The sequence below is a fragment of the Pseudomonas sp. C2.3V genome, assembly GCF_058536325.1.
Map to the genome: position 1 here is coordinate 123,950 of NZ_JBZUBN010000003.1, position 23,112 is coordinate 147,061.

Genomic DNA, 23,112 nt, shown 5'->3' on the forward strand with positions numbered 1-23,112 from the left:
GCTGCGCGGCCTGTCCGAGGGGACCTTGTTGCCACAGATCACGCATTCCGGACGCTGACACCATGAGCACTCGCGCCAGCCGCGCTGGGTGAGTAGGCTTTGGGCCAGCGTCTCCTGCCGGCCGCAATTGCACACCACGAGCCACGCAGTCTGCTCACGTCCGAATTTCACTCGTCCATTCGCAGCCAGTACACGAAGACGACCAAAGCGGCTACCCGTTAGATCAAGCGGTGCCGGCATTGTCCTGATTCCGCCACCAGCGCTCAACCGCCTCGATTACACACACTTCCTGCAGATAGTTAAGCTCGGCAAGCTTGCGACTCATCCCTACAGGATCAACGTCCCATTTATCCGCCAGGCCATCCTCAATCGCGTCTTCCCACCCCATGGACAGGCTGCCACGGATCAGCGCAGCCGGTTCGCTGCAAACACCCCCCAGCAAATCCCTTAGAGCATTCCACTCAGCATCGCTAAATAGCTTCTCGATACGTTCACGGCGCAGGATTTCTGCATAGCGGTCGCCAATCACGTTGACGCGCCTGCTCGTCGTGATGCCCGCCTTGTCGCCTGTAACGCCAATAACGGCGTCCAGCTGGGGACCTATGTGAATTCCAGCTTTCTTGGACATGGTGCTGCCTTCTTGCGAAAGAATTCTCGGCACTGTGGCCGGTGAAGGTGATTACATGAAGGTGATTACAATGTGCTGTTGGATTCGCAGAACTCTATCCAGGCAGATTCTCGGGTATTGCGCACGATTTCCCGGAGCTGCTCTTCAGCTTCAAGCTGATCAGCCCATACAGAATCACTGGAATAGCCAGCCAGGCTGTGATGGTAGGTTACAGAGATGTCGTCGGTAGCGAATCCCGCCTCGCCTGCCGACTGCTGCAATCTGGATTCGAGGAGGGAAGCATAGGCCTCGCCTGCGGCATCGATATCACTCCACTCAGAGCCGATAGAATCAGATAGAACATTAAGACGAACAGTTGCTGCTTTCATTGTTTTGTCCTCTGTGCATGCCGTGCATGGGATGCCGGCTTCTTCAGGGCAGTACAGGTTATGCAGATCTTCGAAATGGATCTTAGGTGCACCAAGGTGCACCGTCAAATCACATAGCTGTGATCGAGCGGGCCTACACGAGTCCAGCTCGATTCCTTAATCCCTACGCAGCGCTAGACTCCACGACGATTCTCGCCGCCTGCTCTGCATCCATGCCCATGCTCCATGCCTGCTGCAACCTGAACAGCTGAGCCTCTACGATGGCCGAAGCATTCGAATGGCCTACATCCAGTGCAGTTGCGACCTGCTCAACGACAGCTTCTTCCCATTCAAAATATTCACTCACTTTTATGTCCTCGTGGCATATGGAAGGATTGGCAGGACTCGCTCTGATCAGTCGCCACCACTGCCACTGTCACCACAGGAACTACCTGAATCACTGACGCCCCCGGTACAGGTAGGCCCCGTGTCGGTATTGCTCAGTATCGCCAGCGTAGCGAGGGTCGTGAGATCGGCTCCGCTGCTGTTTGAGGAGCTACCTGATTGAGATGCGTAATTGCGAGAGGTATAGCTACTGGCGCGGAAAGTGTTCTTGCGCTGACTCGTTGCGGGCTGAGCTGGAGCCCTTTGCGTTATTGGCTCCTCCTTTTCGCTGATCAGCTGCGTGACGAGCCAACCCAGCGCCAGCAACAGGCTTACCATCAGAAGAACAATCATCGGATTGATGGAGGCGTAGATACCCAGCATGTGGCCCAGGCACCAGGTCACGCTTAGGGACGCGATGTAGATAATCACGAGCTGCTTCGTATTCATGGGAAAGTCCTGAAAGTGGAAGACACTTTCACTCTCTCATGGGAATTGCGGGATGCAAGGGCTTGAGTGTCAGATATTGGCGCGTTTGATCAGAACATCTGCATGGCAGGGTTCGTCCAGGCGACACCAACAGGCCAGAGCCTTGCCACGCAGCTCCGTTATATCAAGGGCACCCGCCGCCAGCTGCTGATCCAGATACGCTGAAAACAGCGCTATGGCCTGCTCACGACCATGCTCGGCAACACTAAAGGGGTTTCCCCACTTGCCCGGTCTGGCAACACGTACAGCGCCTTCTGGCAAGCGCCAGCCCTTGATGCGACGTAACTGAATGCGCGCAGGCAAGTCATTCATGGTCACCAGCGCATGATGCTCAGCGCAGTAGTGGAGGTTATCGCCGACTTCTTGAGCACAATAGTCGCATAGTGGCCGATCACAGGTCTTGCTACGCGCGCCAACCACGTAATCGCACAGGTTTGTCCCGACATCTCCGCATTCAGCGCAATGTGGGCCGAGCTTTCCGCAGATATGCCCCATCAGGATGAACACTCCAGCTTTCTAGCAACCTCGGCAGCAGTGATGATATGGCCGCGCTTGAGTAGTCCCAGCCGTAGCGTATGTACAAACAGGTCCCGACTGGGCTTTTTTGCAAGAACGATTTCTTGCTCCCGGTCGTTCAGGTTGTACACCATGCAGTAGTGCTCTGCTGCTGCCTCAAAGGCACCGTTGAACCCATGAGCTATCCATTGGGTTCACCTTTGTGATCTTGCTGGTTAAAAGCGCACCCACTACCTGAGCTAGAGTATTCCTTGAGCGTACACAGTACAGTGAAGTTTTGGGCAAGACTTTCTCCCTCAATTAATTGAGCCACTGTTGGCAGACCTTCCAGCTCCAGAACAACTACTCGCAAGCCGTTGCGATGCCAATCCAAATGGTAGGTAGTACTGACGCCAGAAAAATGTAGCCAAGTAGTTTCCTGATTGACTGTCTTAAGCGTTTGCATGGTTCTACTCCGACGTAGCTGAGAAGGCCGCGCGAAACTTCTGCTCAAACGCAAGGTAGTCGTGCAGTAACTGTAACCGTTCAGCCTCACCTCGATCCACCCAGTCAGTACCCGTGGTTTCGGACCACTGCTCTCCACTGAAAAACAGGCCTGCCAGATCGCCGGTTTCTATCCCACATGCCGACTGGATGGCGATCAATGCTTCGTCCATATCGGACATGGCAGCAGACCTCTCAAGCAGCTTGGGAGTCGCCTTGCTGATATCAAACCGCACCTGCTTGGCGGTCGTTACTGGATTAAAGCAGGCATCATCTCCAGTGCGTCGTTTCTCCTCGATCAGCTGGTAAGCCTGGGTATCAAGGCCACCGCACAGATCGATCAAAAGCCCCTCATCACGGCAAAAGTCGCACTCGCCCGTTTGCCCTGCTTTCAGGTTGTCACCACAGCACTCACACGATTCTTGGATAGGTATGGATTGCTCTCAATTTTGCAGACTCAATCGAACCTAACATCCAAATCCTGTGATGCCTATTTAGAAAATGCAGAAAACCGGTTTGAGGACTTTTCGAAAGCTTTTCGTCAGACGCATCACGCAATTATCAAGGGAAATTGTAAGACGCTTAAGCACATTATTTCTTCAGCCGAGCATGACTTGGTAAAGCAACTAAAAGAAACGCTTTATAGTTACTTTAGAGACCTGAAACGACACACATATACTCTAATCCTAGCTTTTACTGGTATGCGTGATGCTGAGGTAGGTGCGTTGAAGACAGGTTCGGCCCATAGCCGTATCGAAGACGGAGAGCAATTTTATTACCTGAACAGCGTAATGACCAAAACGGCGGATAATGCTATCCAGCTGGATTGGATAGCTAATGAGCTCATCTATCGTGCTGTAACGTTACTATCAAAAGTCAACGCCCTTTACTATGAACGTGCCAGACTAATTCTGGAGTATCAATCGCACAGGTTAACTGAGACGACACGCAATAAACTGACATCTGGTTTGAAAAACCAGTGGTTATTTGGCCTGCGCCTAACGGTGTGTACATCTAATTTCGTAGTGTGCACAAAAGGCGGTGATTGCGTGAAGTCCTTACGCCTTGGCCTTTACCGTATCTTAGTGACAGAGCAGGATTTACAGCAGCTTGAAACGATGGCGTGTAACTACCGCTCTGTAGCTGCCAATAGTGGCAACCGAGGAGTACCTTACAGGGTCGGGGATGTGTTCAAGTTTACGGCTCATCAGTTCCGACATACCTTTGCCTGGTTCATCATAGCTAATCGTCTAGGTGATCTGGACGATATCAAATACCAATTCAAACATCTGCACCGCGCCATGAGCCTTGTCTACGCTGAAAGAGGCTTCCAGTCATTTAATGAGCTCAGAGCTGTGATTGAGCATTTTGGAAATCTCCTAAATAAGCGCTCACTAGACGATATTGTGCAAGCAGCTGAAACAGGTATTGTCGCCGGTGGTGGCGGTGAGCGATTGACCCGTATGCTGCAGGCTCTTAATAGTACAGAGGAGGAAATGATATTTGGCACAGATATACAGCCGCACTTTCATGAAATAAAAGACATAATCAAATTCATGACTCGACACAGCGACTCCATTCGAGGCCTACCTCACGGGTACTGTATCAAGGGACCGTCATGCAAGATCAAGAATATAGCTGATCCCTCCCACTGCCTTTACTGCGACACATATTTTACAACCCCAAAGCATCTTCCCTACTGGAAGGCTATAAAAAGCAATTGTGAGAGTAAGCTTGCCCGTATTTCGGCAATGCCTGATCACACACAGCAGCAGTTTCAAGTGTTCAAGCAGTCACTGGAGGACAACCTGTTTGCGGCTAACAAGATCATTTGCCGCCTCCTTCCTGATGACATGACTACAAAAAGGGCGACGTGATGGATGAAAGCTCAAATACTAGAGATCAGCTTCTTCAGGCTATAGATCAGCTTGTAAATTCAGGTGGTAGCATCAGTATTAGTGCGGTTGCGGCTATATGTGGTGTCTCGCACTCACTCATTTATAACCGTTACCCGGACCTCAAAGAAAGGATCAAAGAGTTCAAGCGTGTTCAGAAAGACCGGCAAAAAACGACGACTGATCAACAGCTAATTGACAATTTGTTAGCTAAAAATAAGGTCTTGTTAAAAAAGTTAGAGGTGCAAGAAAAAAGACAGGAAGAAAAAAACCTTAACCAACTACTAGCCCATCTCCAGCAAGTGTACTCTATGTATGATCAGTTACTTGAAGACAGAAACAGACTTGTAGAAAGGTTGAGCAAGCCCTGATACAACCTAAACCAGGTAAAACACTCTAGAGTGATCGCCTGACTAAGCTACTGACGCCCATTAAGCCTAGGCAGCGTGCTGCTTAGATGGTTGTAGCAGAGCCTTGTCGTGCTTGCTCTAAGATTTTGGTTAGGGCGCATACATCTCCATCAGACTAAAGGGCAAGCCAAATGATCTTGTATCTAACGGATCATTGCCCTAGGTCTTTATCGAGTTTGCGCAACCTATTATGCCCCCTAGAAAATTCGAAGAAAAACTGAGCCATCCCCTGGCAAGTTGCAAACTGCACATCCATGATGGGCGTCAACGATGGCTCTTACCGACATGTGTATCGGCAGCCTCGGGAAGCGTATTAGCGACGTCTATATCGGTAAGCCGCTGAAGAATTCCACAGTCTCCGATAGCCTGCTCTACTGCGCACCGCCGACCCAAGTCATTTAATTGCTCCTCCAACGCCTGAAGCGCGTTGATTCGAGTCCTGACATGCTGGATATGCTCATTGATCAGATCGTTAACGCTTGAGCAGTTGTCGCGAGGATTTTCCTTGAAACGCAACAGGCTACGAATCTCATCCAGGGTCATGTCAAGTGCACGGCAGTTGCGGATGAAGATTAAACGTTCAACGTGTTCAGCGTTGTACAGGCGATAGTTTCCCTCGCTGCGTTCAGGCTCCGCCAAGAGACCTTCTCTTTCGTAATAGCGGATTGTTTCAACCTGACAGCCTGTTCGTTTGGCCAGTGTCCCTATTTGCATGGATTTTCCTCTTTTACTTGACCCTGTAGCTGCTACAGGGTGTTCACTCTATACGTGATTTATATAGAGGACATCCTGATGTCAAATTGTTGTGGCCATGAGCCTGCCCCCAAGAAGGCTCAGGACAGCTGCTGTAATTCCACGGCTACCTCACCTGAGTGTGGTTTAAAATCTGCGGTGTTTAATCCTGTAAAGCTTACTAAACCACAGGTGCGCCAGATTGCGTTAAAGATTGAGGCTATGGATTGCCTTACTGAAGAGCGTTTGATCAGGCAAAAGCTGAAAGCCTTGAATGGCATTTCATCATTAGATTTCGACCTGAGCAATCGCACGCTATTGGTTGGACATACCTTGTCTTCTGAAACGCCCATCATTGAAGCGATAAAATCGCTGGACATGCAGGCAGAACCATTAGAAAGATCAAAGCATCCCACCAGCTGCTGCGCACCGAAGCCAAACCCAGTAGCTGCTGTAAGCTGCTGTGGCGGTTCTACCATTAAAACTGCCCATACTCATACTACGCCCTCTGCTTCTCAAGGCGGACAATTATCCATTTTCAAAATTGAACAAATGGACTGTCCTGCTGAGGAAGGTCTGATCCGGAACAAGCTTGAAGGTATGGCTGGAGTCCAGTCTTTGGAATTCAACTTACTCAAGCGTACCCTTGGTGTTAGGCATCTGTTGCCCTCAGAAGAGCCTATAAAAAAAGCCATTTCCTCACTGGGCATGAAGGCTGAACCCGTCAACGATACGACCCGTACACGCATACGGATCATGCAGATGGACTGCCCTACTGAGGAAAAGCTTATCCGTGACAAGCTTTCACGGATGGAGGGCATACTTGGACTGGACTTCAACCTGATCCAGCGCGTGTTAACGGTACACCATGATCCTGAAGTGCTTACGCCGATGCTGGACAACATACGCGGCCTGGGTTTTACACCAGAGCTTCAATCCGATACGTCTCAACAAACCGCTTCATTGCCCGCGGCAAAGAAATGGTGGCCGTTGGCATTAGGGGGGATGAGCGCGTTAGGTGCTGAACTCCTTCATTTTACCCAGGCCGCCCCTGAATGGTTAGTTGCTGCGCTGGCCCTGGTTGCTGTGCTGGGAAGTGGTTTAAGCACTTATAAAAAAGGCTGGATTGCACTTAGAAACCGAAATTTGAACATCAATGCCTTGATGAGTATTGCGGTCACAGGTGCCCTCCTCATCGGTCAATGGCCAGAGGCCGCAATGGTCATGGTGCTCTTTGCCATTGCCGAGCTGATTGAAGCAAAGTCCATTGATAGAGCTCGTAATGCTATTAGGGGTCGTCTCAGAAAACGGAAAATAAAGCACGCTAAGGCATAGCCGAACCTGCCAAGCTTGCTCCACCCTGTAGTGACGCGATCAGCGGGCAGGAAACGTTCCCCCTTCGCGCATGGCAGGCGCACACCAACTCAGACAGCACGGCCTCCATGCGCGCCAGGTCAGCCATTTTCTCGCGCACGTCCTTGAGCTTGTGCTCGGCCAGACTGCTGGCTTCCTCGCAATGGGTGCCATCCTCCAGCCGCAGCAGCTCGGCGATCTCATCCAGGCTGAAGCCCAGCCGCTGGGCTGATTTCACGAAGCGCACCCGCGTTACATCCGCCTCGCCATAGCGGCGGATGCTGCCATAGGGCTTGTCAGGCTCCAGCAACAAGCCCTTGCGCTGATAGAAACGGATGGTCTCCACATTGACCCCGGCCGCCTTGGCGAAAACGCCAATGGTCAGGTTCTCCAAATTGTTTTCCATATCGCTTGACTCCGTACATGAGTACGGAAGTAAGGTTACGCTATCCAATTTCAATTCGAAAGGACAAGCGCATGTCTGAACCAAAAACCGGGCGCGGCGCGCTCTTCACTGGAGGGCTTGCCGCCATCCTCGCCTCGGCTTGCTGCCTCGGGCCGTTGGTTCTGATCGCCTTGGGGTTCAGCGGCGCTTGGATCGGCAACTTGGCGGTGTTGGAACCCTATCGCCCCATCTTTATCGGCGTGGCGCTGGTGGCGTTGTTCTTCGCCTGGCGGCGCATCTACCGGCAGGCAGCGGCCTGCAAACCGGGTGAGGTCTGCGCGATTCCCCAAGTGCGAGCTACTTACAAGCTCATTTTCTGGATCGTGGCCGCGCTGGTTCTGGTCGCGCTCGGATTTCCCTACGTCATGCCATTTTTCTACTGATCGGAGTTCACCATGAAGAAACTGTTTGCCTCCCTCGCCCTCGCCGCCGTTGTTGCCCCCGTCTGGGCCGCCACCCAGACCGTCACGCTGTCCGTACCGGGCATGACCTGCTCCGCCTGCCCGATCACTGTCAAGAAGGCGATTTCCAAGGTCGAAGGCGTCAGCAAAGTTGACGTGACTTTCGAGACACGCCAAGCGGTCGTCACCTTCGACGATGCCAAGACCAGCGTGCAGAAGCTGACCAAGGCAACCGCAGACGCGGGCTATCCGTCCAGCGTCAAGCAGTGAGTCACTGAAAACGGCACCGCAGCACAACGGACGTCATTGTCTGGCGCCACAAACGATAAAGGATCTGTTGCATGACCCATCTAAAAATCACCGGCATGACTTGCGACTCGTGCGCGGCGCACGTCAAGGAAGCGCTGGAAAAAGTGCCAGGCGTGCAGTCGGCGCTGGTGTCCTATCCGAAGGGCACAGCGCAACTCGCCATCGTGCCGGGCACATCGCCGGACGCGCTGACTGCCGCCGTGGCCGGACTGGGCTACAAGGCAACGCTAGCCGATGCGCCACTGGCGGACAACCGCGTCGGACTGCTCGACAAGGTGCGGGGATGGATGGCCGCCGCCGAAAAGCACAGTGGCAACGAGCCCCCGGTGCAGGTAGCGGTCATTGGCAGCGGTGGAGCCGCGATGGCGGCGGCGCTGAAAGCCGTCGAGCAAGGCGCGCAGGTCACGCTGATCGAGCGCGGCACCATCGGCGGCACCTGCGTCAATGTCGGCTGTGTGCCGTCCAAGATCATGATCCGCGCCGCCCACATCGCCCATCTGCGCCGGGAAAGCCCGTTCGATGGCGGTATTGCGGCAACTGTGCCTACGATTGACCGCAGTAAGCTGCTGGCCCAGCAGCAGGCCCGCGTCGACGAACTGCGGCACGCCAAGTACGAAGGCATCCTGGGCGGTAATCCGGCCATCACCGTTGTGCACGGTGAGGCGCGCTTCAAGGACGACCAGAGCCTTACCGTCCGTTTGAACGAGGGTGGCGAGCGCGTCGTGATGTTCGACCGCTGCCTGGTCGCCACGGGTGCCAGCCCGGCGGTCCCGCCGATTCCGGGCTTGAAAGAGTCACCCTACTGGACTTCCACCGAGGCCCTGGCGAGCGACACCATTCCCGAACGCCTTGCCGTAATCGGCTCGTCGGTGGTGGCGCTGGAGCTGGCGCAAGCCTTTGCCCGGCTGGGCAGCAAGGTCACGGTCCTGGCGCGCAATACCTTGTTCTTCCGTGAAGACCCGGCCATCGGCGAGGCGGTGACAGCCGCTTTCCGTGCCGAGGGCATCGAGGTGCTGGAGCACACGCAAGCCAGCCAGGTCGCCCATATGGACGGTGAATTCGTGCTGACCACCACGCACGGTGAATTGCGCGCCGACAAACTGCTGGTTGCCACCGGTCGGACACCGAACACGCGCAGCCTCGCGCTGGACGCAGCGGGGGTCACTGTCAATGCGCAAGGTGCCATCGCCATCGACCAAGGCATGCGCACGAGCAACCCGAACATCTACGCGGCCGGCGACTGCACCGACCAGCCGCAGTTCGTCTATGTGGCGGCAGCGGCCGGCACCCGTGCCGCGATCAACATGACCGGCGGCGATGCGGCGCTCGACCTGACCGCAATGCCGGCCGTGGTGTTCACCGATCCGCAAGTGGCGACCGTGGGCTACAGCGAGGCGGAAGCCCACCACGACGGGATCGAGACCGACAGCCGCACCTTGACCTTGGACAACGTGCCGCGTGCGCTCGCCAACTTCGACACACGCGGCTTCATCAAGTTGGTTATCGAGGAAGGCAGCCATCGGCTGATCGGCGTACAGGCGGTCGCGCCGGAAGCGGGTGAACTGATCCAGACGGCGGCTCTGGCCATTCGCAACCGCATGACGGTGCAGGAACTGGCCGACCAGTTGTTCCCCTACCTGACGATGGTCGAGGGGTTGAAGCTCGCGGCGCAGACCTTCAACAAGGATGTGAAGCAGCTTTCCTGCTGCGCCGGGTGAGAAAAAGGAGGTGTTCAATGAACGCCTACACGGTGTCCCGGCTGGCTCTTGATGCCGGGGTGAGCGTGCATATCGTGCGCGACTACCTGCTGCGCGGATTGCTGCGCCCGGTGGCGTGCACACCAGGCGGCTACGGCTTGTTCGATGACGCCGCCTTGCAACGGCTGTGCTTCGTGCGGGCGGCCTTCGAGGCGGGCATCGGCCTCGACGCGCTGGCGCGGCTGTGCCGGGCGCTGGATGCGGCGGACGGCGACGAAGCGGCCGCGCAGCTTGCCCTGCTGCGTCAGTTCGTCGAGCGTCGGCGCGAAGCGTTGGCCGATCTGGAAGTGCAGTTGGCCACCCTGCCGACCGAGCCGGCACAGCACGCGGAGAGTCTGCCATGAACAACCCCGAGCGCTTGCCGTCCGAGACGCACAAACCGATCACCGGCTACCTGTGGGGCGGACTGGCTGTGCTGACTTGCCCCTGCCACCTGCCCATCCTCGCTGTCGTGCTGGCCGGCACAACCGCCGGTGCTTTCCTCGGCGAGCATTGGGTCATCGCGGCGCTCGGTTTGACCGGCCTGTTCCTTCTGTCCCTGTCGCGGGCGTTGCGGGCATTCAGGGAAAGAGAATGAGCGCTTTCCGGCCGGATGGATGGACGACGCCGGAACTGGCCCAAGCGGTCGAGCGCGGGCAGCTTGAACTGCACTACCAGCCCGTCGTCGATCTGCGCAGTGGTGGGATTGTCGGCGCGGAAGCCCTGTTGCGCTGGCGTCATCCGACGCTTGGACTATTGCCACCGGGCCAGTTCCTGCCCGTGGTCGAATCGTCCGGCCTGATGCCTGAAATCGGCGCTTGGGTGCTGGGCGAAGCCTGCCGCCAGATGCGTGACTGGCGAATGCTGGCATGGCGACCGTTCCGGCTGGCCGTCAATGTTTCGGCGAGCCAAGTGGGACCGGACTTCGACGGGTGGGTAAAGGGCGTGCTGGCTGATGCCGAGTTGCCCGCCGAGTATCTCGAAATCGAGCTGACCGAATCGGTCGCGTTTGGTGATCCGGCGATCTTCCCCGCCCTGGACGCCTTGCGGCAGATCGGTGTGCGCTTCGCCGCCGATGACTTCGGGACGGGGTATTCCTGTCTGCAACATCTGAAGTGCTGCCCAATCAGCACGCTCAAGATCGACCAATCGTTTGTCGCCGGGCTCGCCAACGACCGCCGCGACCAAACCATCGTGCACACCGTGATTCAGCTTGCGCACGGGCTGGGCATGGATGTGGTGGCTGAAGGCGTGGAAACATCGGCGAGTCTTGATCTATTGCGACAAGCGGACTGCGACACAGGACAAGGCTTCCTGTTCGCGAAGCCAATGCCGGCGGCGGCATTCGCCGTCTTCGTCAGTCAATGGAGGGGTGCCACCATGAATGCAAGTGACTCGACCACCACCAGTTGCTGCGTGTGCTGCAAGGAAATCCCGCTCGATGCCGCCTTCACCCCGGAAGGCGCGGAATACGTCGAGCACTTCTGCGGGTTGGAGTGTTATCAACGCTTCGAAGCGCGTGCCAAGACAGGGAACGAAACCGATGCCGATCCGAACGCCTGCGACTCGCTACCGTCAGATTGAGGCATACCCTAACTTGGCGTCAGACCATCCGGCGCTAAATCGTCAGAATAGAGTTGCCTTCCGAATTGATTGACATACGCCGTCAAGGGTCATAGATTTCTTCCTGACACATTTCCCTCAGGAGGATACCTTGCACGGTCAGCGCATCGGTTACGTCCGCGTCAGCAGCTTCGACCAGAACCCAGAACGGCAGCTCGAACAGATCCAGGTGGATAAAGTGTTCACCGACAAGGCGTCGGGCAAGGACACACGGCGGCCCGAACTGGAACGGCTGCTCGCCTTCGTGCGCGAAGGCGACACGGTCGTGGTGCACAGCATGGATCGTCTGGCGCGCAACCTCGACGACCTGCGCCGCCTGGTGCAGGGCCTCACCCAGCGCGGCGTACGCATCGAGTTCCTTAAGGAGCATTTGACCTTCACCGGCGAGGACTCGCCGATGGCGAACCTGATGCTGTCGGTAATGGGCGCGTTCGCCGAGTTCGAACGCGCCTTGATCCGCGAGCGGCAGCGCGAGGGCATCGCGCTCGCCAAGCAGCGCGGGGCCTACCGTGGCAGGAAGAAATCCCTGTCGTCTGAGCGTATTGCCGAACTGCGCCAACGTGTCGAGGCTGGCGAGCAAAAGACCAAGCTGGCTCGTGAATTCGGAATCAGTCGCGAAACCCTGTATCAATACTTGAGAACGGATCAGTAAATATGCCACGTCGTTCAATCCTGTCCGCCGCCGAGCGCGAAAGCCTGCTGGCGTTGCCGGACACCAAGGATGAGTTGATCCGTCACTACACGTTCAGCGAAACCGACCTCTCCATCATCCGGCAGCGGCGCGGCCCGGCCAACCGGCTGGGCTTCGCCGTGCAGCTCTGTTACCTGCGCTTTCCTGGTGTCATCCTGGGCGTCGATGAGCCGCCGTTTCCGCCCTTGTTGAAACTGGTCGCCGACCAGCTCAAGGTCAGCGTCGAAAGCTGGGACGAATACGGGCAGCGGGAGCAGACCCGGCGCGAGCACCTGGTCGAACTGCAAACGGTGTTCGGCTTCCAGCCCTTTACCATGGGCCACTACCGGCAGGCCGTCCAGTTGCTGACCGAGATGGCCTTGCAGACCGACAAGGGCATCGTGCTGGCCAGCACCTTGATCGAGCACCTGCGGCAGCAGTCGGTCATTCTGCCTGCCCTCAACGCCGTCGAGCGGGCGAGCGCCGAAGCAATCACCCGCGCCAACCGGCGCATCTACGATGCCTTGGCCGAACCGCTGTCGGACGCGCATCGCCGCCGCCTCGACGATCTGCTCAAGCGTCGGGACAACGGCAAAACGACCTGGCTGGCCTGGCTGCGCCAATCGCCCGTCAAACCGAATTCGCGGCACATGCTGGAACACATCGAACGCCTCAAAGCGTGGCAGGCGCTCGACCTGCCTTCTGGCATCGAGCGGTCGGTGCACCAGAACCGCCTGCTCAAGATCGCCCGTGAGGGTGGCCAGATGACGCCCGCCGACCTGGCCAAGTTCGAGGCGCAGCGACGCTATGCCACCCTGGTGGCGCTTGCCATCGAGGGCATGGCCACCGTCACCGACGAAATCATCGACCTGCACGACCGCATCCTGGGCAAGCTGTTCAACGCCGCCAAGAACAAGCATCAGCAGCAATTCCAGGCGTCCGGCAAGGCGATCAACGCCAAGGTGCGGTTGTTCGGCCGCATCGGCCAGGCGCTGATCGAGGCCAAGCAGGCGGGCCGCGATCCGTTCGCCGCCATCGAGGCCGTCATGTCCTGGGATGCCTTCGCCGAGAGCGTCACCGAAGCGCAGAAGCTTGCGCAGCCCGAGGACTTCGATTTCCTGCACCGCATCGGCGAAAGCTACGCCACGCTGCGCCGCTACGCGCCGGAATTCCTTGCCGTGCTCAAGCTGCGGGCCGCTCCCGCCGCGAAGGACGTGCTCGACGCCATCGAGGTGCTGCGCGGCATGAACAGCGACAACGCCCGCAAGGTGCCCGCCGACGCGCCGACCGAGTTCATCAAGCCGCGCTGGCAGAAGCTGGTCATGACCGACACCGGCATCGACCGGCGCTACTACGAACTGTGCGCGCTGTCGGAGATGAAGAACGCGTTGCGTTCCGGCGACATCTGGGTGCAGGGGTCGCGCCAGTTCAAGGACTTCGAGGACTACCTGGTGCCGCCCGCGAAATTCGCCAGCCTCAAGCAGGCCAGCGAATTGCCGCTGGCCGTGGCCACCGACTGCAACCGGTACCTGAACGACCGGCTGACGCTGCTGGAAACACAGCTTGCCACCGTCAACCGTATGGCGACGGCCAACGAGCTGCCGGACGCCATCATCACCGAGTCAGGCTTGAAGATCACGCCGCTCGACGCGGCGGTACCCGACACCGCCCAAGCGCTGATCGACCAGACGGCAATGATCCTGCCGCACGTCAAGATCACCGAACTGCTGCTGGAGGTGGACGAATGGACGGGCTTCACTCGGCATTTCGCGCATCTGAAATCGGGCGACCCGGCCAAAGACAAGAACCTGTTGCTGACCACGATCCTCGCCGACGCGATCAACCTGGGCCTGACCAAGATGGCGGAGTCTTGCCCCGGCACGACCTACGCCAAGCTGGCTTGGCTGCAAGCCTGGCACATCCGCGACGAAACCTACGGGGCGGCGCTGGCCGATCTGGTCAACGCACAGTTCCGCCATCCCTTCGCCGAGCACTGGGGCGACGGCACCACCTCATCGTCGGACGGCCAGAACTTCCGCACCGGCAGCAAGGCCGAGAGCACCGGCCACATCAACCCGAAATACGGGAGCAGCCCAGGGCGGACGTTCTACACCCACATTTCTGACCAGTACGCGCCATTTCACACCAAGGTCGTGAACGTCGGCGTGCGCGATTCGACCTACGTGCTCGACGGCCTGCTGTACCACGAGTCCGACTTGCGGATCGAGGAGCATTACACCGACACGGCGGGCTTCACCGATCACGTCTTCGCCCTGATGCACCTCCTGGGCTTCCGCTTCGCGCCGCGCATCCGCGACCTGGGCGACACCAAGCTCTACATCCCGAAGGGCGACGCCGCCTATGACGCGCTGAAACCCATGATCGGCGGCACGCTCAACATCAAGCACGTCCGCGCCCATTGGGACGAAATCCTGCGGCTGGCCACCTCGATCAAGCAGGGCACGGTGACGGCCTCCCTGATGCTCCGAAAGCTCGGCAGCTACCCACGCCAGAACGGCCTGGCCGTGGCGCTCCGCGAGCTGGGCCGCATCGAGCGCACGCTGTTCATCCTGGACTGGCTGCAAAGCGTGGAACTGCGCCGCCGCGTGCATGCCGGCCTGAACAAGGGCGAGGCGCGCAATGCGCTGGCCAGGGCAGTGTTTTTCAACCGCCTGGGTGAAATCCGCGACCGCAGTTTCGAGCAGCAGCGCTACCGGGCTAGCGGCCTCAATCTGGTAACGGCTGCCGTCGTGTTGTGGAACACGGTCTATCTGGAACGGGCTGCGCACGCGCTGCGTGGCAACGGCCATGCCGTTGATGACGCGCTGTTGCAGTACCTGTCGCCGCTCGGTTGGGAGCACATCAACCTCACCGGCGATTACCTCTGGCGCAGCAGCGCCAAGATCGGCGCGGGCAAGTTCAGGCCGCTACGACCGCTGCAACCGGCTTAGCGTGCTTTATTTTCCGTTTTCTGAGGCGACCCCTATTAAGGGCCTAATGCAGTTAACACCCGACCAGGCTACTGTCTTGCAAGCTGACGGCCTTTGGGTTGAAAAAGCCGTCAATGATGTACTGGTCGGTGATCGAGTTCGTGTCAAGCCCGGTGGGCGCGTAGGGCTGGATGGTATAATTGAGGAGGGTAGCTCAAGCGTCAACCAGGCCCCCATTACAGGTGAAAGCCTTCCTGTTGAAAAGGCTCCCGGCGATATGCTTTTTGCAGGGACAATCAATCAGGAGGGAGCTTTGGAATTCAGGGTGACTGCGCCGGCCAGCCAGTCGACGCTTGCTCGCATCATTCATGCAGTAGAAGAAGCTCAAGGCAATAAGGCGCCTACTCAGCGCTTTGTTGATCAGTTTTCAAGGATCTACACGCCAGGCGTTTTCCTGTTTGCTCTGGCCATAGCGGTGCTTCCCCCGCTTGTTATGGGCGGTGAGTGGTTTACATGGATTTACCGTGCTTTGGTGCTGCTGGTTGTGGCGTGCCCCTGCGCGCTCGTGATTTCTACGCCGGTTACCATAGTGAGCGGACTGGCTGCGGCGGCCCGCAAAGGTATATTGATCAAGGGAGGTCTATATCTTGAAACAGGCAGCAAGCTGACTCATCTAGCCTTTGACAAGACCGGTACGCTTACTCATGGCAGACCCGAGCAGACTGACTATTTTCCTGTCGAAATGCAGGCCTCTCCCGATGTGTATGCGTCGGTGGCTGCAAGTCTGGCTAACCGCTCGGACCACCCTGTTTCTAAAGCCATCGCTAACGCATCGCTGCGAAAAGGAATTTTCATACAGGAGGTAGATCATTTCGAAGCGCTGGCTGGACGTGGTATTAGAGGAAAGATCGGCAGTCATATCTATCTGCTTGGCAATTACCGTTTGGCTGAAGAGCGAAAGCTTGTTTCCGATTGGCTGAAATCCAAGACCCAGGAACTGGAACGACAAGGCAAGACCGTTGTGATGTTGATGGATGAAAGCCGTGTGTTTGCGTTGTTTGCCGTTGCAGACACGGTTAAACCCTCAAGCCGTGAAGCCATTAGTGCCTTACAGACCCTGGGAATCAAAACCCTGACCTTAACAGGGGATAATCCTTATACCGCTCAGGCTATAGCATCACAAGTCGGTATCGATCAGGTTCGTGGTAACCAGTTGCCTGACGATAAACTTAGCGCTGTAAAGGAACTCCAGCAAAAGGGCTATGTAGTCGGAATGGTCGGTGATGGTATCAATGATGCCCCCGCCTTGGCTCAGGCTGACATCGGCCTGGCGATGGGCGCTGCAGGTACAGATACTGCTATTGAGACAGCAGATGTTGCACTCATGGACGATGACCTGCGAAAAGCAGCGGATTTCATTCGCTTATCGCGTCAGGCAGCTACTGTGCTGAAGCAAAACATCAGTTTTGCGATTGGAATCAAGGCTATATTCCTGATTTTTACATTAACAGGGCATGCCACCATGTGGATGGCAGTGTTTGCCGACATGGGTGTAAGTCTACTGGTTGTATTCAATGGTCTGCGGCTTTTGAGACAGTAGTAGCGTTCTGATTTGTGAGAACTACAAGCCCCTGACCATCAGGGGCTTATCTTTTAGGCTCAGAGTACATTGCCTTATTGAGCCCTGACCCTTCTTACAAAATTGTAATTTTCAGCTCACCTCCCTGTTATCCAAGGCTTGTAACGATAGCGCCTGGTCTTCAGAAGACAGCCTTTTGAAGAGCCCAATAATAAGACGCAAGGCAATTTCGTAATCGACCTGCCGATTAATAGGAGCATCAGTGATGAGCAATAAGGCTAAGCTTTCGCTTGTAGCCCTGGCAGTTGTATGGGGAGCAGCCCAGACTGCGGTCGCCCAGGAGACAGGAAAAGGCGATGGATTTATTGAAGGAAGCAGTCTGACCCTGACGAACCGAAATTTCTTCTTTAACCGAGACTTCCGGCATGGACAGTCAAGCGCAACGGGCAACGGTTATTCTGAAGAGTGGGCTCACGGCGTAATGGCTGTATTTAAGTCTGGATTTACACAAGGTACTGTAGGGTTTGGTGTCGACGCGTTTGCCATGCTAGGTCTGAAGCTTGACACTGGTAGTGGCCGGTCCGGCGCCGGAGGAAGCATTGATTTACTTCCCCATAACAGTAGTGGTGAGGCTGCAGATAATTATTCCAAACTGGGTGGAGCAGCCAAGGTCCGGTTGTTCGATACCGTGCTTAAAGTGGGTGATGTCTTTCCGATAACGCCCGTTGTGCAATACGGTGATTCACGTCTACTACCCGAAAGCTTTAAGGGTATTACCCTTGAAAATAGCTCCTTTGAAGGGTTGACGCTTCAGGGTGGACGCCTGCACGCCATGAGTCAGCCCAATACGAGTAGCATGCGCGATGAATTTGTTACCTTTTATGGAGGACAGGTAAACTCTCCATGGATTGGGTATCTCGGAGGTGATTACACCGTTAATGACTATGTAAAATTCAGCCTCTATACCAGTCGGTTAAAGGATGCCTGGGATCAATACTATTTTGGTACCTCGGCCAGCTATCCCCTGTCCGATACTGTTGCGCTGATTGGGACCTTCAACTACTACAAGGCAGTTGATGAAGGCAAAGAGCTTCTTGGCCGCTTCAATACCAATATATGGAGCGCCAGTACCGGTATCCAGTTTGGGGCGCACACCGTCGCAGTCGCCTATCAGCGCAACAACGGCAATAACGACTTTGACTACCTTCGTCAGGCTGACTCGATCTACCTCAACAACTCTATCCAGTATAGCGACTTCAACTCGCCCAAGGAGCAGTCCTGGCAACTTCGCTATGATCTGGACATGACCAGCTATGGAGTACCGGGTCTTTCCTTCATGACTCGCTATGCCCGAGGTTGGGACGCTGATTACTCTCAGGCAAACGATGTGTATATGCGGACGGATGATGAAGGTAATCCGCTTACCAATCAGAAGCGTTGGGAGAGGAATGTTGAGATCAAATATGTCGTTCAGACCGGCACCCTTAAAGATATGTCGTTCCGGATGCGACAGGCTACGACTCGTGCTACCAGCTTTGAGTCCGACCTTGATGAAGTCAGATTGATAGTTGAATACCCTTTGGAAATTCTTTAAATCATTTATTTATTGAATATCAACGCTGTAACTCATCCATACAACCGGCTGGGGGTCAAAAGCTTTCAATATTGTAATGTTCACCTCACCTTGGCGATAACTTGTCTTAGTTACCCTATCACTATTCGCAACGAGTGATAGCAAGGTACTCAGCGAGTAATCTCAACAGTCAAGTGATCAATATGAAAGTTTTAATTGCCCTTCTCATGTGTAGCATTTTTCTAGAATCAAGCATGGCGATTGCTGCTGATGGTAGCGAGCGCTCAATTGAACGAAATCAGGCGTTTCGCCTGGAACTGAAAAAAAGGCATGAGCAGAAATTACAGCGTGAACACCTTGATAGTCAGCGAAAACAGAGCAGGCAACCGGGTGAGACCAGACGGAAAGATTAACTGAGCAGTAACACATCTTCTTTTGCTCCTTTGGCCGGAAGATGTGCTTTAGGCGCCTATCAGGCGCCTTTTTTATTGTGCCTATTATTTTTTTCACAGCACAATATCAGATTACAGAATTGTAATTTTGCTCTAAGCACCTCGAAAGGTTGACTCCATTAAAGTTCAATTAATTATTAAAGGAGAAGATCATGCCAACGTATTTAGCCAAAATTTTCACTGCATCATTACTCATGGCTCTGCCATTAGCAGCCCTCGCAGATAATGGCGGCGAGCGCGTCTTTAACCGCATGCAACAGGCACGAGTTCATGTTCTACAAAACAATTTCTCCAAACTGAGTGAAGTAGAGCGTGTGGAATATCAGTATGGAATGAAGCTGGATATCCAGGAAGTTCTATTTATTGGCTCAAATGGATCAGGATGTGGCGTGCAGCCTGCGGAAATGGTTTATAAGGATGCTGCAGGCGACGTGAAGGCCATCAGCTATAGGACACTAGGGCTTTACTGCTCTAATCAAAATTAAGCTCACCTCTGGTTATCAGAAAAGATATCCCTTTCAATAAGCATCTTATAACCAAGCGCAGAGCCCGACGTCGATAGACGCCCTTTGCGCCTGGTTCCGCCATTCCCTTTTTACAGTCCCGTCCCGTTGATTATCGACATAATTGCAGTGTGCCCAGTCTCAATAGAGGCTATACCACACAGGGTGACAAAGGGGTCGATAACATCCCACAGCGATGGTTTGATACCGCCTACCTGTAGCAGCCAGAGAATCGCTGCAAAGGCATAGACGCCACCGTAGGCCGCCTCAACTCGTCCTGCTGCGGTTGGATGCAGTGTGAGAGTCCACACGAATAAGGCCGCGGGGAATGCCCTTGCCAAATCCTAGCTAAGGCAGATAGCAACCTATGGTTTCGGCCAGAGAGGTAGGGATGAAAAGGCTTGGAGCTTGAGTTTAGACATGGACACCTCCGGCCAGAGGTGTCCATCCTGGCAAGGCCAGTTAAAGAGCCTGCCCGCTAGATCGACTGGGTTACTGGCCAGCCGTGTCCCTTTGCTCTGAGCGGCGGTGAGCCGCAAAGTACAACGCTGGAAGCACAAGCAGCGTCAGTGCTGTTGAGGAGAGAATTCCCCCTATTACAACAGTGGCAAGCGGCCGCTGTACCTCAGCGCCTGTACCTGTTGCCAGTGCCATTGGTATAAATCCCAGTGAGGCCACAAGCGCAGTCATGAGCACAGGCCGAAGACGTGACAGAGCGCCATGCGTCACAGCCTCATGAAGGGAGCTGCCGTTGTCTCTCAAGCTGCGTATAAACGCAATCATAACCAGACCGTTAAGCACGGCTACACCAGACAGGGCAATAAAGCCAACCCCTGCCGAGATGGATAAGGGTATGTCTCTAAGCCACAGAGCCATCACCCCGCCTGTCAAGGCAAAGGGAATCCCTGTAAAGACTAGAAGTCCGTCTTTAATGTTGTTGAACATCATGAACAGAAGTACAAAAACAAGAAGCAGGGCCACTGGAACAACGATTTGAAGCCGCTGCGCCGCTGACTTAAGCTGCTCAAACTGCCCTCCCCAGCTTGTCCAATACCCTGCGGGTACCTTTACGTCCTGCTCAATACGTGTCGCGGCATCCTGAACAAATGAACCAATGTCACGGCCTCGTACGTTAGCACTGACAATGACAAGTCGTTTACCGTTTTCACGACTGATCTGATTTGGTCCCAGTACCAGATCCAGTGTTGCTAAATCAGAGAGAGGAATAAATCCTATCCGGCCTGTCGTATCGCTACTTGAAGCAGGAACAGGGATAAGCATTTGCGACATTGCATCCAGATCAGTTCGCAATTCATCGGAGAGCCGGACCACTATATCGAAGCGGCGGTCCCCTTCGAACAATGTACCGGCCTGACGTCCACCAAAGGCTGCGGAGACAGCATCCTGAACATCGCCAATGTTCAGGCCAAAGCGGGCAGCCCTGTCACGATCCACATTGACCGTAAGTAATGGGAGCCCGGAGGTTTGCTCAACCTTTACCTCAGATGCGCCCTCTACTTTCTGCATGCTTGAGGCGATTCTGGCGGCCGTCTGGTTGAGAACTTCCATATCGTCCCCGTATACCTTGACCGCAACGTCACTGCGCACGCCTGAAATCAACTCGTTGAAGCGAAGTTGTATAGGCTGGGACATCTCATAGTTGCTACCAGGCACGGTCGCGCTGGCTTTTTGAATCTCCTCGATAAGCACATCCCGTGACTTGTCCGGGTCAGGCCATTGTTCGCGTGGCTTGAGCATGACATAGCTGTCCGAAATATTCGGTGGCATGGGGTCAGCCGCAATTTCGGCTGTTCCTGTCCGGGCAAAGACACGCTGGACTTCAGGGACGCGCTCAATCAGTGCTTTTTCCAGGCGCTGCTGCATATCTACTGATTGCGTAAGACTGGTCCCAGGTACCCTGAGTGCCTGAAGGGCGAAGTCTCCCTCACTCAGACTGGGTACGAATTCACTGCCCATGCGGCTTGCTAGAAAACCAGACAGACCCACCACTAGTACGGCAGCTGCGAAAACTGCCGGGCGATGCTTCATTACCCCGTTCAGGATGGGAGAGTAGCCCTGCCGCGCCGCTCGCATAACCAGGTTTTCTTCTTCCTTGACCTTACCCGTCACAAACAGGGCAATGGCTGCCGGAACAAACGTGATGGAAAGAATCATCGCACCCAGTAGTGCAATCACTACGGTAAATGCCATGGGATGGAACATCTTTCCTTCTACGCCGCTCAGGGCAAAAATCGGAAGATAAACCACCATGATGATCAGCTGGCCAAATATCAGCGGACGTCGGGCCTCTCTGGCTGCTGCAAATACCTCATGGAAACGCTCGGAACGAGTCAGTATGCGTCCGTGGTGGTGCTGCGCATGAGCAAGGCGTCGAATTGAGTTCTCAACGATCACTACAGCACCGTCCACAATGACACCAAAGTCAAGCGCCCCCAGGCTCATAAGATTGGCACTGACCTTGTTGGCAAACATCCCGGTAAAGGTAAACAGCATGGACAACGGAATGACCATTGCTGTAATCAGTGCAGCACGTATGTTGCCAAGGAACAGAAATAAAATGGCGATAACGAGAATAGCGCCCTCGACCAGGTTTTTCTTGACGGTAGCAATGGCCTTGTCCACCAGGGTGGTGCGGTCATACACCGGAACCGCTGAAACACCAGCGGGTAATGAACGATTGATATCCTCAATCTTTTTCGACACCGCCTGAGCAACAGACCGGCTATTCTCCCCAATCAGCATAAACACTGTGCCCAGTACTACCTCACGACCATTTTCCGTGGCGGCGCCGGATCGAAGCTCTTTTCCGATTCCTACTGAAGCTACGTCACGAATGCGAATGGGAGAGCCGTCTACGGTTGTAAGCACTATATTGGCAATGTCCTGCTCCGACCCTACCTGGCCAGGCGCGCGAATAACCAGCTGCTCGCCGCCACGCTCGATAAACCCTGCTCCGACGTTGGCATTGTTGCGCTCAAGCGCAGAGAAAAGATCATTTAAAGTCAGGCCATAAGAGGCAAGCTTCTTAAGATTGGGAGCGACCTGATATTCCTTGTTGAAACCACCAATGGTATTGATTTCCGCTACGCCAGGAACATTGCGCAGTTGTGGTTTTATAATCCAGTCCTGAATGACGCGCAGGTCAGTAGGTGTATAGGGCGTACCATCCTCTTTTCGCGCCTGCTCATCCGCTTCGACTGTCCACAGGAATATCTCACCTAATCCGGTTGAGATTGGCCCCATCATTGCCTCAGCGCTCTCTGGAAGCTGATTACGAGCGCCTTGCAGGCGTTCGTTAACCATCTGACGGGCAAAGTAAAGATCAGTACCATCTTCAAAGATAACCGTTACCTGCGAAAAACCTGAACGGGACAATGAGCGGGTCTGTTGAAGATGAGGCAATCCGGCCATAGCCGTTTCGATGGGATAGGTCAGCCGTTGTTCGGCCTCCAGAGGCGAAAAGCCAGGCATGGCCGTGTTGATCTGAACCTGGACATTTGTGATATCGGGCACAGCATCAATAGGTAGCTTTTGATAGCTGAAAACTCCTAGCGCAGACATGCCCAGCACTGCCAGCATGACCAGCCATCGCTGTTCAATGGAAAATCTGAGAATACGTTCGAACATTGGAAA

General features: G+C 55.1%; 25 protein-coding genes and 2 pseudogenes. 15 read left to right on the top strand and 12 right to left on the bottom strand.

What is annotated here, in order from left to right; genetic code table 11:
• Window positions 1–223 precede the first annotated feature (223 nt).
• The 8 genes from AC4LF3_RS23680 to AC4LF3_RS23715 all read right to left on the bottom strand — a co-directional run bounded on the left by AC4LF3_RS23680 (window position 224) and on the right by AC4LF3_RS23715 (window position 3,191).
• A complete protein-coding gene (locus AC4LF3_RS23680; protein ID WP_019364534.1) occupies window positions 224–628 on the bottom strand; it encodes a hypothetical protein in 405 nt (134 codons plus the stop codon).
• 65 nt (window positions 629–693) lie between these two features.
• A complete protein-coding gene (locus tag AC4LF3_RS23685) occupies window positions 694–996 on the bottom strand; it encodes a hypothetical protein (RefSeq protein ID WP_019364533.1) in 303 nt (100 codons plus the stop codon).
• 163 nt (window positions 997–1,159) lie between these two features.
• Window positions 1,160–1,342: a hypothetical protein gene (locus tag AC4LF3_RS23690; protein WP_019364532.1), complete on the bottom strand. Its 183-nt coding sequence runs from the start codon at window positions 1,340–1,342 to the stop codon at window positions 1,160–1,162.
• Window positions 1,343–1,389: 47 nt separating this feature from the next.
• Window positions 1,390–1,809: a hypothetical protein gene (locus tag AC4LF3_RS23695; RefSeq protein WP_019364531.1), complete on the bottom strand. Its 420-nt coding sequence runs from the start codon at window positions 1,807–1,809 to the stop codon at window positions 1,390–1,392.
• A 69-nt stretch (window positions 1,810–1,878) separates the two neighbouring features.
• Window positions 1,879–2,343: a DUF4326 domain-containing protein gene (locus AC4LF3_RS23700; protein WP_019364530.1), complete on the bottom strand. Its 465-nt coding sequence runs from the start codon at window positions 2,341–2,343 to the stop codon at window positions 1,879–1,881.
• Window positions 2,343–2,498 carry a hypothetical protein gene (locus tag AC4LF3_RS23705; protein WP_019364529.1) on the bottom strand — a complete coding sequence of 52 codons (156 nt, stop codon included), beginning with the start codon at window positions 2,496–2,498 and terminating at the stop codon, window positions 2,343–2,345. Before AC4LF3_RS23705 ends, AC4LF3_RS23700 begins: the two co-directional genes overlap by 1 nt.
• Window positions 2,499–2,545: 47 nt before the next feature.
• On the bottom strand, window positions 2,546–2,809 hold the full coding sequence (locus AC4LF3_RS23710; RefSeq protein ID WP_019364528.1) for a hypothetical protein: 264 nt from the start codon (window positions 2,807–2,809) through the stop codon (window positions 2,546–2,548).
• A gap of 4 nt (window positions 2,810–2,813) precedes the next feature.
• Entirely contained in the window at window positions 2,814–3,191 is a 378-nt protein-coding gene (locus AC4LF3_RS23715; RefSeq protein ID WP_019364527.1) for a hypothetical protein, read from the bottom strand.
• A 105-nt stretch (window positions 3,192–3,296) separates the two neighbouring features.
• Here AC4LF3_RS23715 and AC4LF3_RS23720 point away from each other — a divergent pair, with 105 nt between their 5' ends.
• A complete protein-coding gene (locus AC4LF3_RS23720) occupies window positions 3,297–4,724 on the top strand; it encodes a hypothetical protein (protein ID WP_125912969.1) in 1,428 nt (475 codons plus the stop codon).
• Window positions 4,724–5,113 (top strand): TetR/AcrR family transcriptional regulator, encoded by a 390-nt coding sequence (locus AC4LF3_RS23725; RefSeq protein WP_010799555.1) that lies wholly within the window; start codon window positions 4,724–4,726, stop codon window positions 5,111–5,113. Before AC4LF3_RS23720 ends, AC4LF3_RS23725 begins: the two co-directional genes overlap by 1 nt.
• A 303-nt stretch (window positions 5,114–5,416) precedes the next feature.
• Here the strand turns inward: AC4LF3_RS23725 and cadR are convergent, their stop codons facing one another.
• Window positions 5,417–5,866 (bottom strand): Cd(II)/Pb(II)-responsive transcriptional regulator, encoded by a 450-nt coding sequence (gene cadR / locus AC4LF3_RS23730; protein WP_073450584.1) that lies wholly within the window; start codon window positions 5,864–5,866, stop codon window positions 5,417–5,419.
• A gap of 78 nt (window positions 5,867–5,944) precedes the next feature.
• Here cadR and AC4LF3_RS23735 point away from each other — a divergent pair.
• A pseudogene (locus AC4LF3_RS23735) lies at window positions 5,945–7,189 on the top strand (cation transporter); the annotation flags it as partial.
• A 19-nt stretch (window positions 7,190–7,208) separates the two neighbouring features.
• Here AC4LF3_RS23735 and merR read toward each other — a convergent pair.
• Window positions 7,209–7,643, bottom strand: a complete 435-nt coding sequence (gene merR, locus AC4LF3_RS23740) for a mercury resistance transcriptional regulator MerR (protein ID WP_003131969.1) — start codon at window positions 7,641–7,643, stop codon at window positions 7,209–7,211.
• Between the two features lie 71 nt (window positions 7,644–7,714).
• Between merR and merT the strand changes: the two genes are divergently transcribed.
• The 12 genes and pseudogenes from merT (at window position 7,715) to AC4LF3_RS23800 (ending at window position 19,440) form a co-directional block, all read left to right on the top strand.
• Window positions 7,715–8,065, top strand: coding sequence for a mercuric ion transporter MerT (gene merT, locus AC4LF3_RS23745; RefSeq protein WP_003131974.1), 351 nt, complete (start codon window positions 7,715–7,717; stop codon window positions 8,063–8,065).
• A gap of 12 nt (window positions 8,066–8,077) precedes the next feature.
• Window positions 8,078–8,353: a mercury resistance system periplasmic binding protein MerP gene (merP, locus tag AC4LF3_RS23750; RefSeq protein ID WP_003131987.1), complete on the top strand. Its 276-nt coding sequence runs from the start codon at window positions 8,078–8,080 to the stop codon at window positions 8,351–8,353.
• A 71-nt stretch (window positions 8,354–8,424) separates the two neighbouring features.
• Window positions 8,425–10,110, top strand: coding sequence for a mercury(II) reductase (merA, locus tag AC4LF3_RS23755; protein WP_003158917.1), 1,686 nt, complete (start codon window positions 8,425–8,427; stop codon window positions 10,108–10,110).
• A 17-nt stretch (window positions 10,111–10,127) separates the two neighbouring features.
• Window positions 10,128–10,493 (top strand): mercury resistance co-regulator MerD, encoded by a 366-nt coding sequence (merD, locus tag AC4LF3_RS23760; protein ID WP_000995360.1) that lies wholly within the window; start codon window positions 10,128–10,130, stop codon window positions 10,491–10,493.
• On the top strand, window positions 10,490–10,726 hold the full coding sequence (gene merE, locus AC4LF3_RS23765; protein ID WP_003132004.1) for a broad-spectrum mercury transporter MerE: 237 nt from the start codon (window positions 10,490–10,492) through the stop codon (window positions 10,724–10,726). Before merD ends, merE begins: the two co-directional genes overlap by 4 nt.
• Window positions 10,723–11,712, top strand: coding sequence for a DUF3330 domain-containing protein (locus AC4LF3_RS23770; RefSeq protein ID WP_003132006.1), 990 nt, complete (start codon window positions 10,723–10,725; stop codon window positions 11,710–11,712). The genes merE and AC4LF3_RS23770 overlap by 4 nt, the downstream gene beginning before the upstream one ends.
• A 130-nt stretch (window positions 11,713–11,842) precedes the next feature.
• Window positions 11,843–12,403: a recombinase family protein gene (locus tag AC4LF3_RS23775; RefSeq protein WP_003124096.1), complete on the top strand. Its 561-nt coding sequence runs from the start codon at window positions 11,843–11,845 to the stop codon at window positions 12,401–12,403.
• A 2-nt stretch (window positions 12,404–12,405) separates the two neighbouring features.
• Complete coding sequence (locus tag AC4LF3_RS23780; protein ID WP_001138070.1) at window positions 12,406–15,372, top strand: Tn3 family transposase; 2,967 nt, start codon at window positions 12,406–12,408, stop codon at window positions 15,370–15,372.
• Window positions 15,373–15,406: 34 nt separating this feature from the next.
• Window positions 15,407–16,951, top strand: a pseudogene (locus tag AC4LF3_RS23785) (heavy metal translocating P-type ATPase); the annotation flags it as partial.
• Between the two features lie 244 nt (window positions 16,952–17,195).
• Complete coding sequence (locus AC4LF3_RS23790) at window positions 17,196–18,524, top strand: OprD family porin (protein WP_073450586.1); 1,329 nt, start codon at window positions 17,196–17,198, stop codon at window positions 18,522–18,524.
• Window positions 18,525–18,706: 182 nt separating this feature from the next.
• Window positions 18,707–18,916: a hypothetical protein gene (locus tag AC4LF3_RS23795; protein ID WP_019365356.1), complete on the top strand. Its 210-nt coding sequence runs from the start codon at window positions 18,707–18,709 to the stop codon at window positions 18,914–18,916.
• A 191-nt stretch (window positions 18,917–19,107) separates the two neighbouring features.
• Window positions 19,108–19,440 (top strand): DUF2790 domain-containing protein, encoded by a 333-nt coding sequence (locus AC4LF3_RS23800; protein ID WP_019365355.1) that lies wholly within the window; start codon window positions 19,108–19,110, stop codon window positions 19,438–19,440.
• Between the two features lie 110 nt (window positions 19,441–19,550).
• Here AC4LF3_RS23800 and AC4LF3_RS23805 read toward each other — a convergent pair whose 3' ends face one another.
• Entirely contained in the window at window positions 19,551–19,769 is a 219-nt protein-coding gene (locus AC4LF3_RS23805) for a YnfA family protein (protein ID WP_425326537.1), read from the bottom strand.
• 181 nt (window positions 19,770–19,950) lie between these two features.
• Entirely contained in the window at window positions 19,951–23,106 is a 3,156-nt protein-coding gene (locus AC4LF3_RS23810) for a CusA/CzcA family heavy metal efflux RND transporter (RefSeq protein ID WP_125912970.1), read from the bottom strand.
• Between the last annotated feature and the right edge of the window lie 6 nt (window positions 23,107–23,112).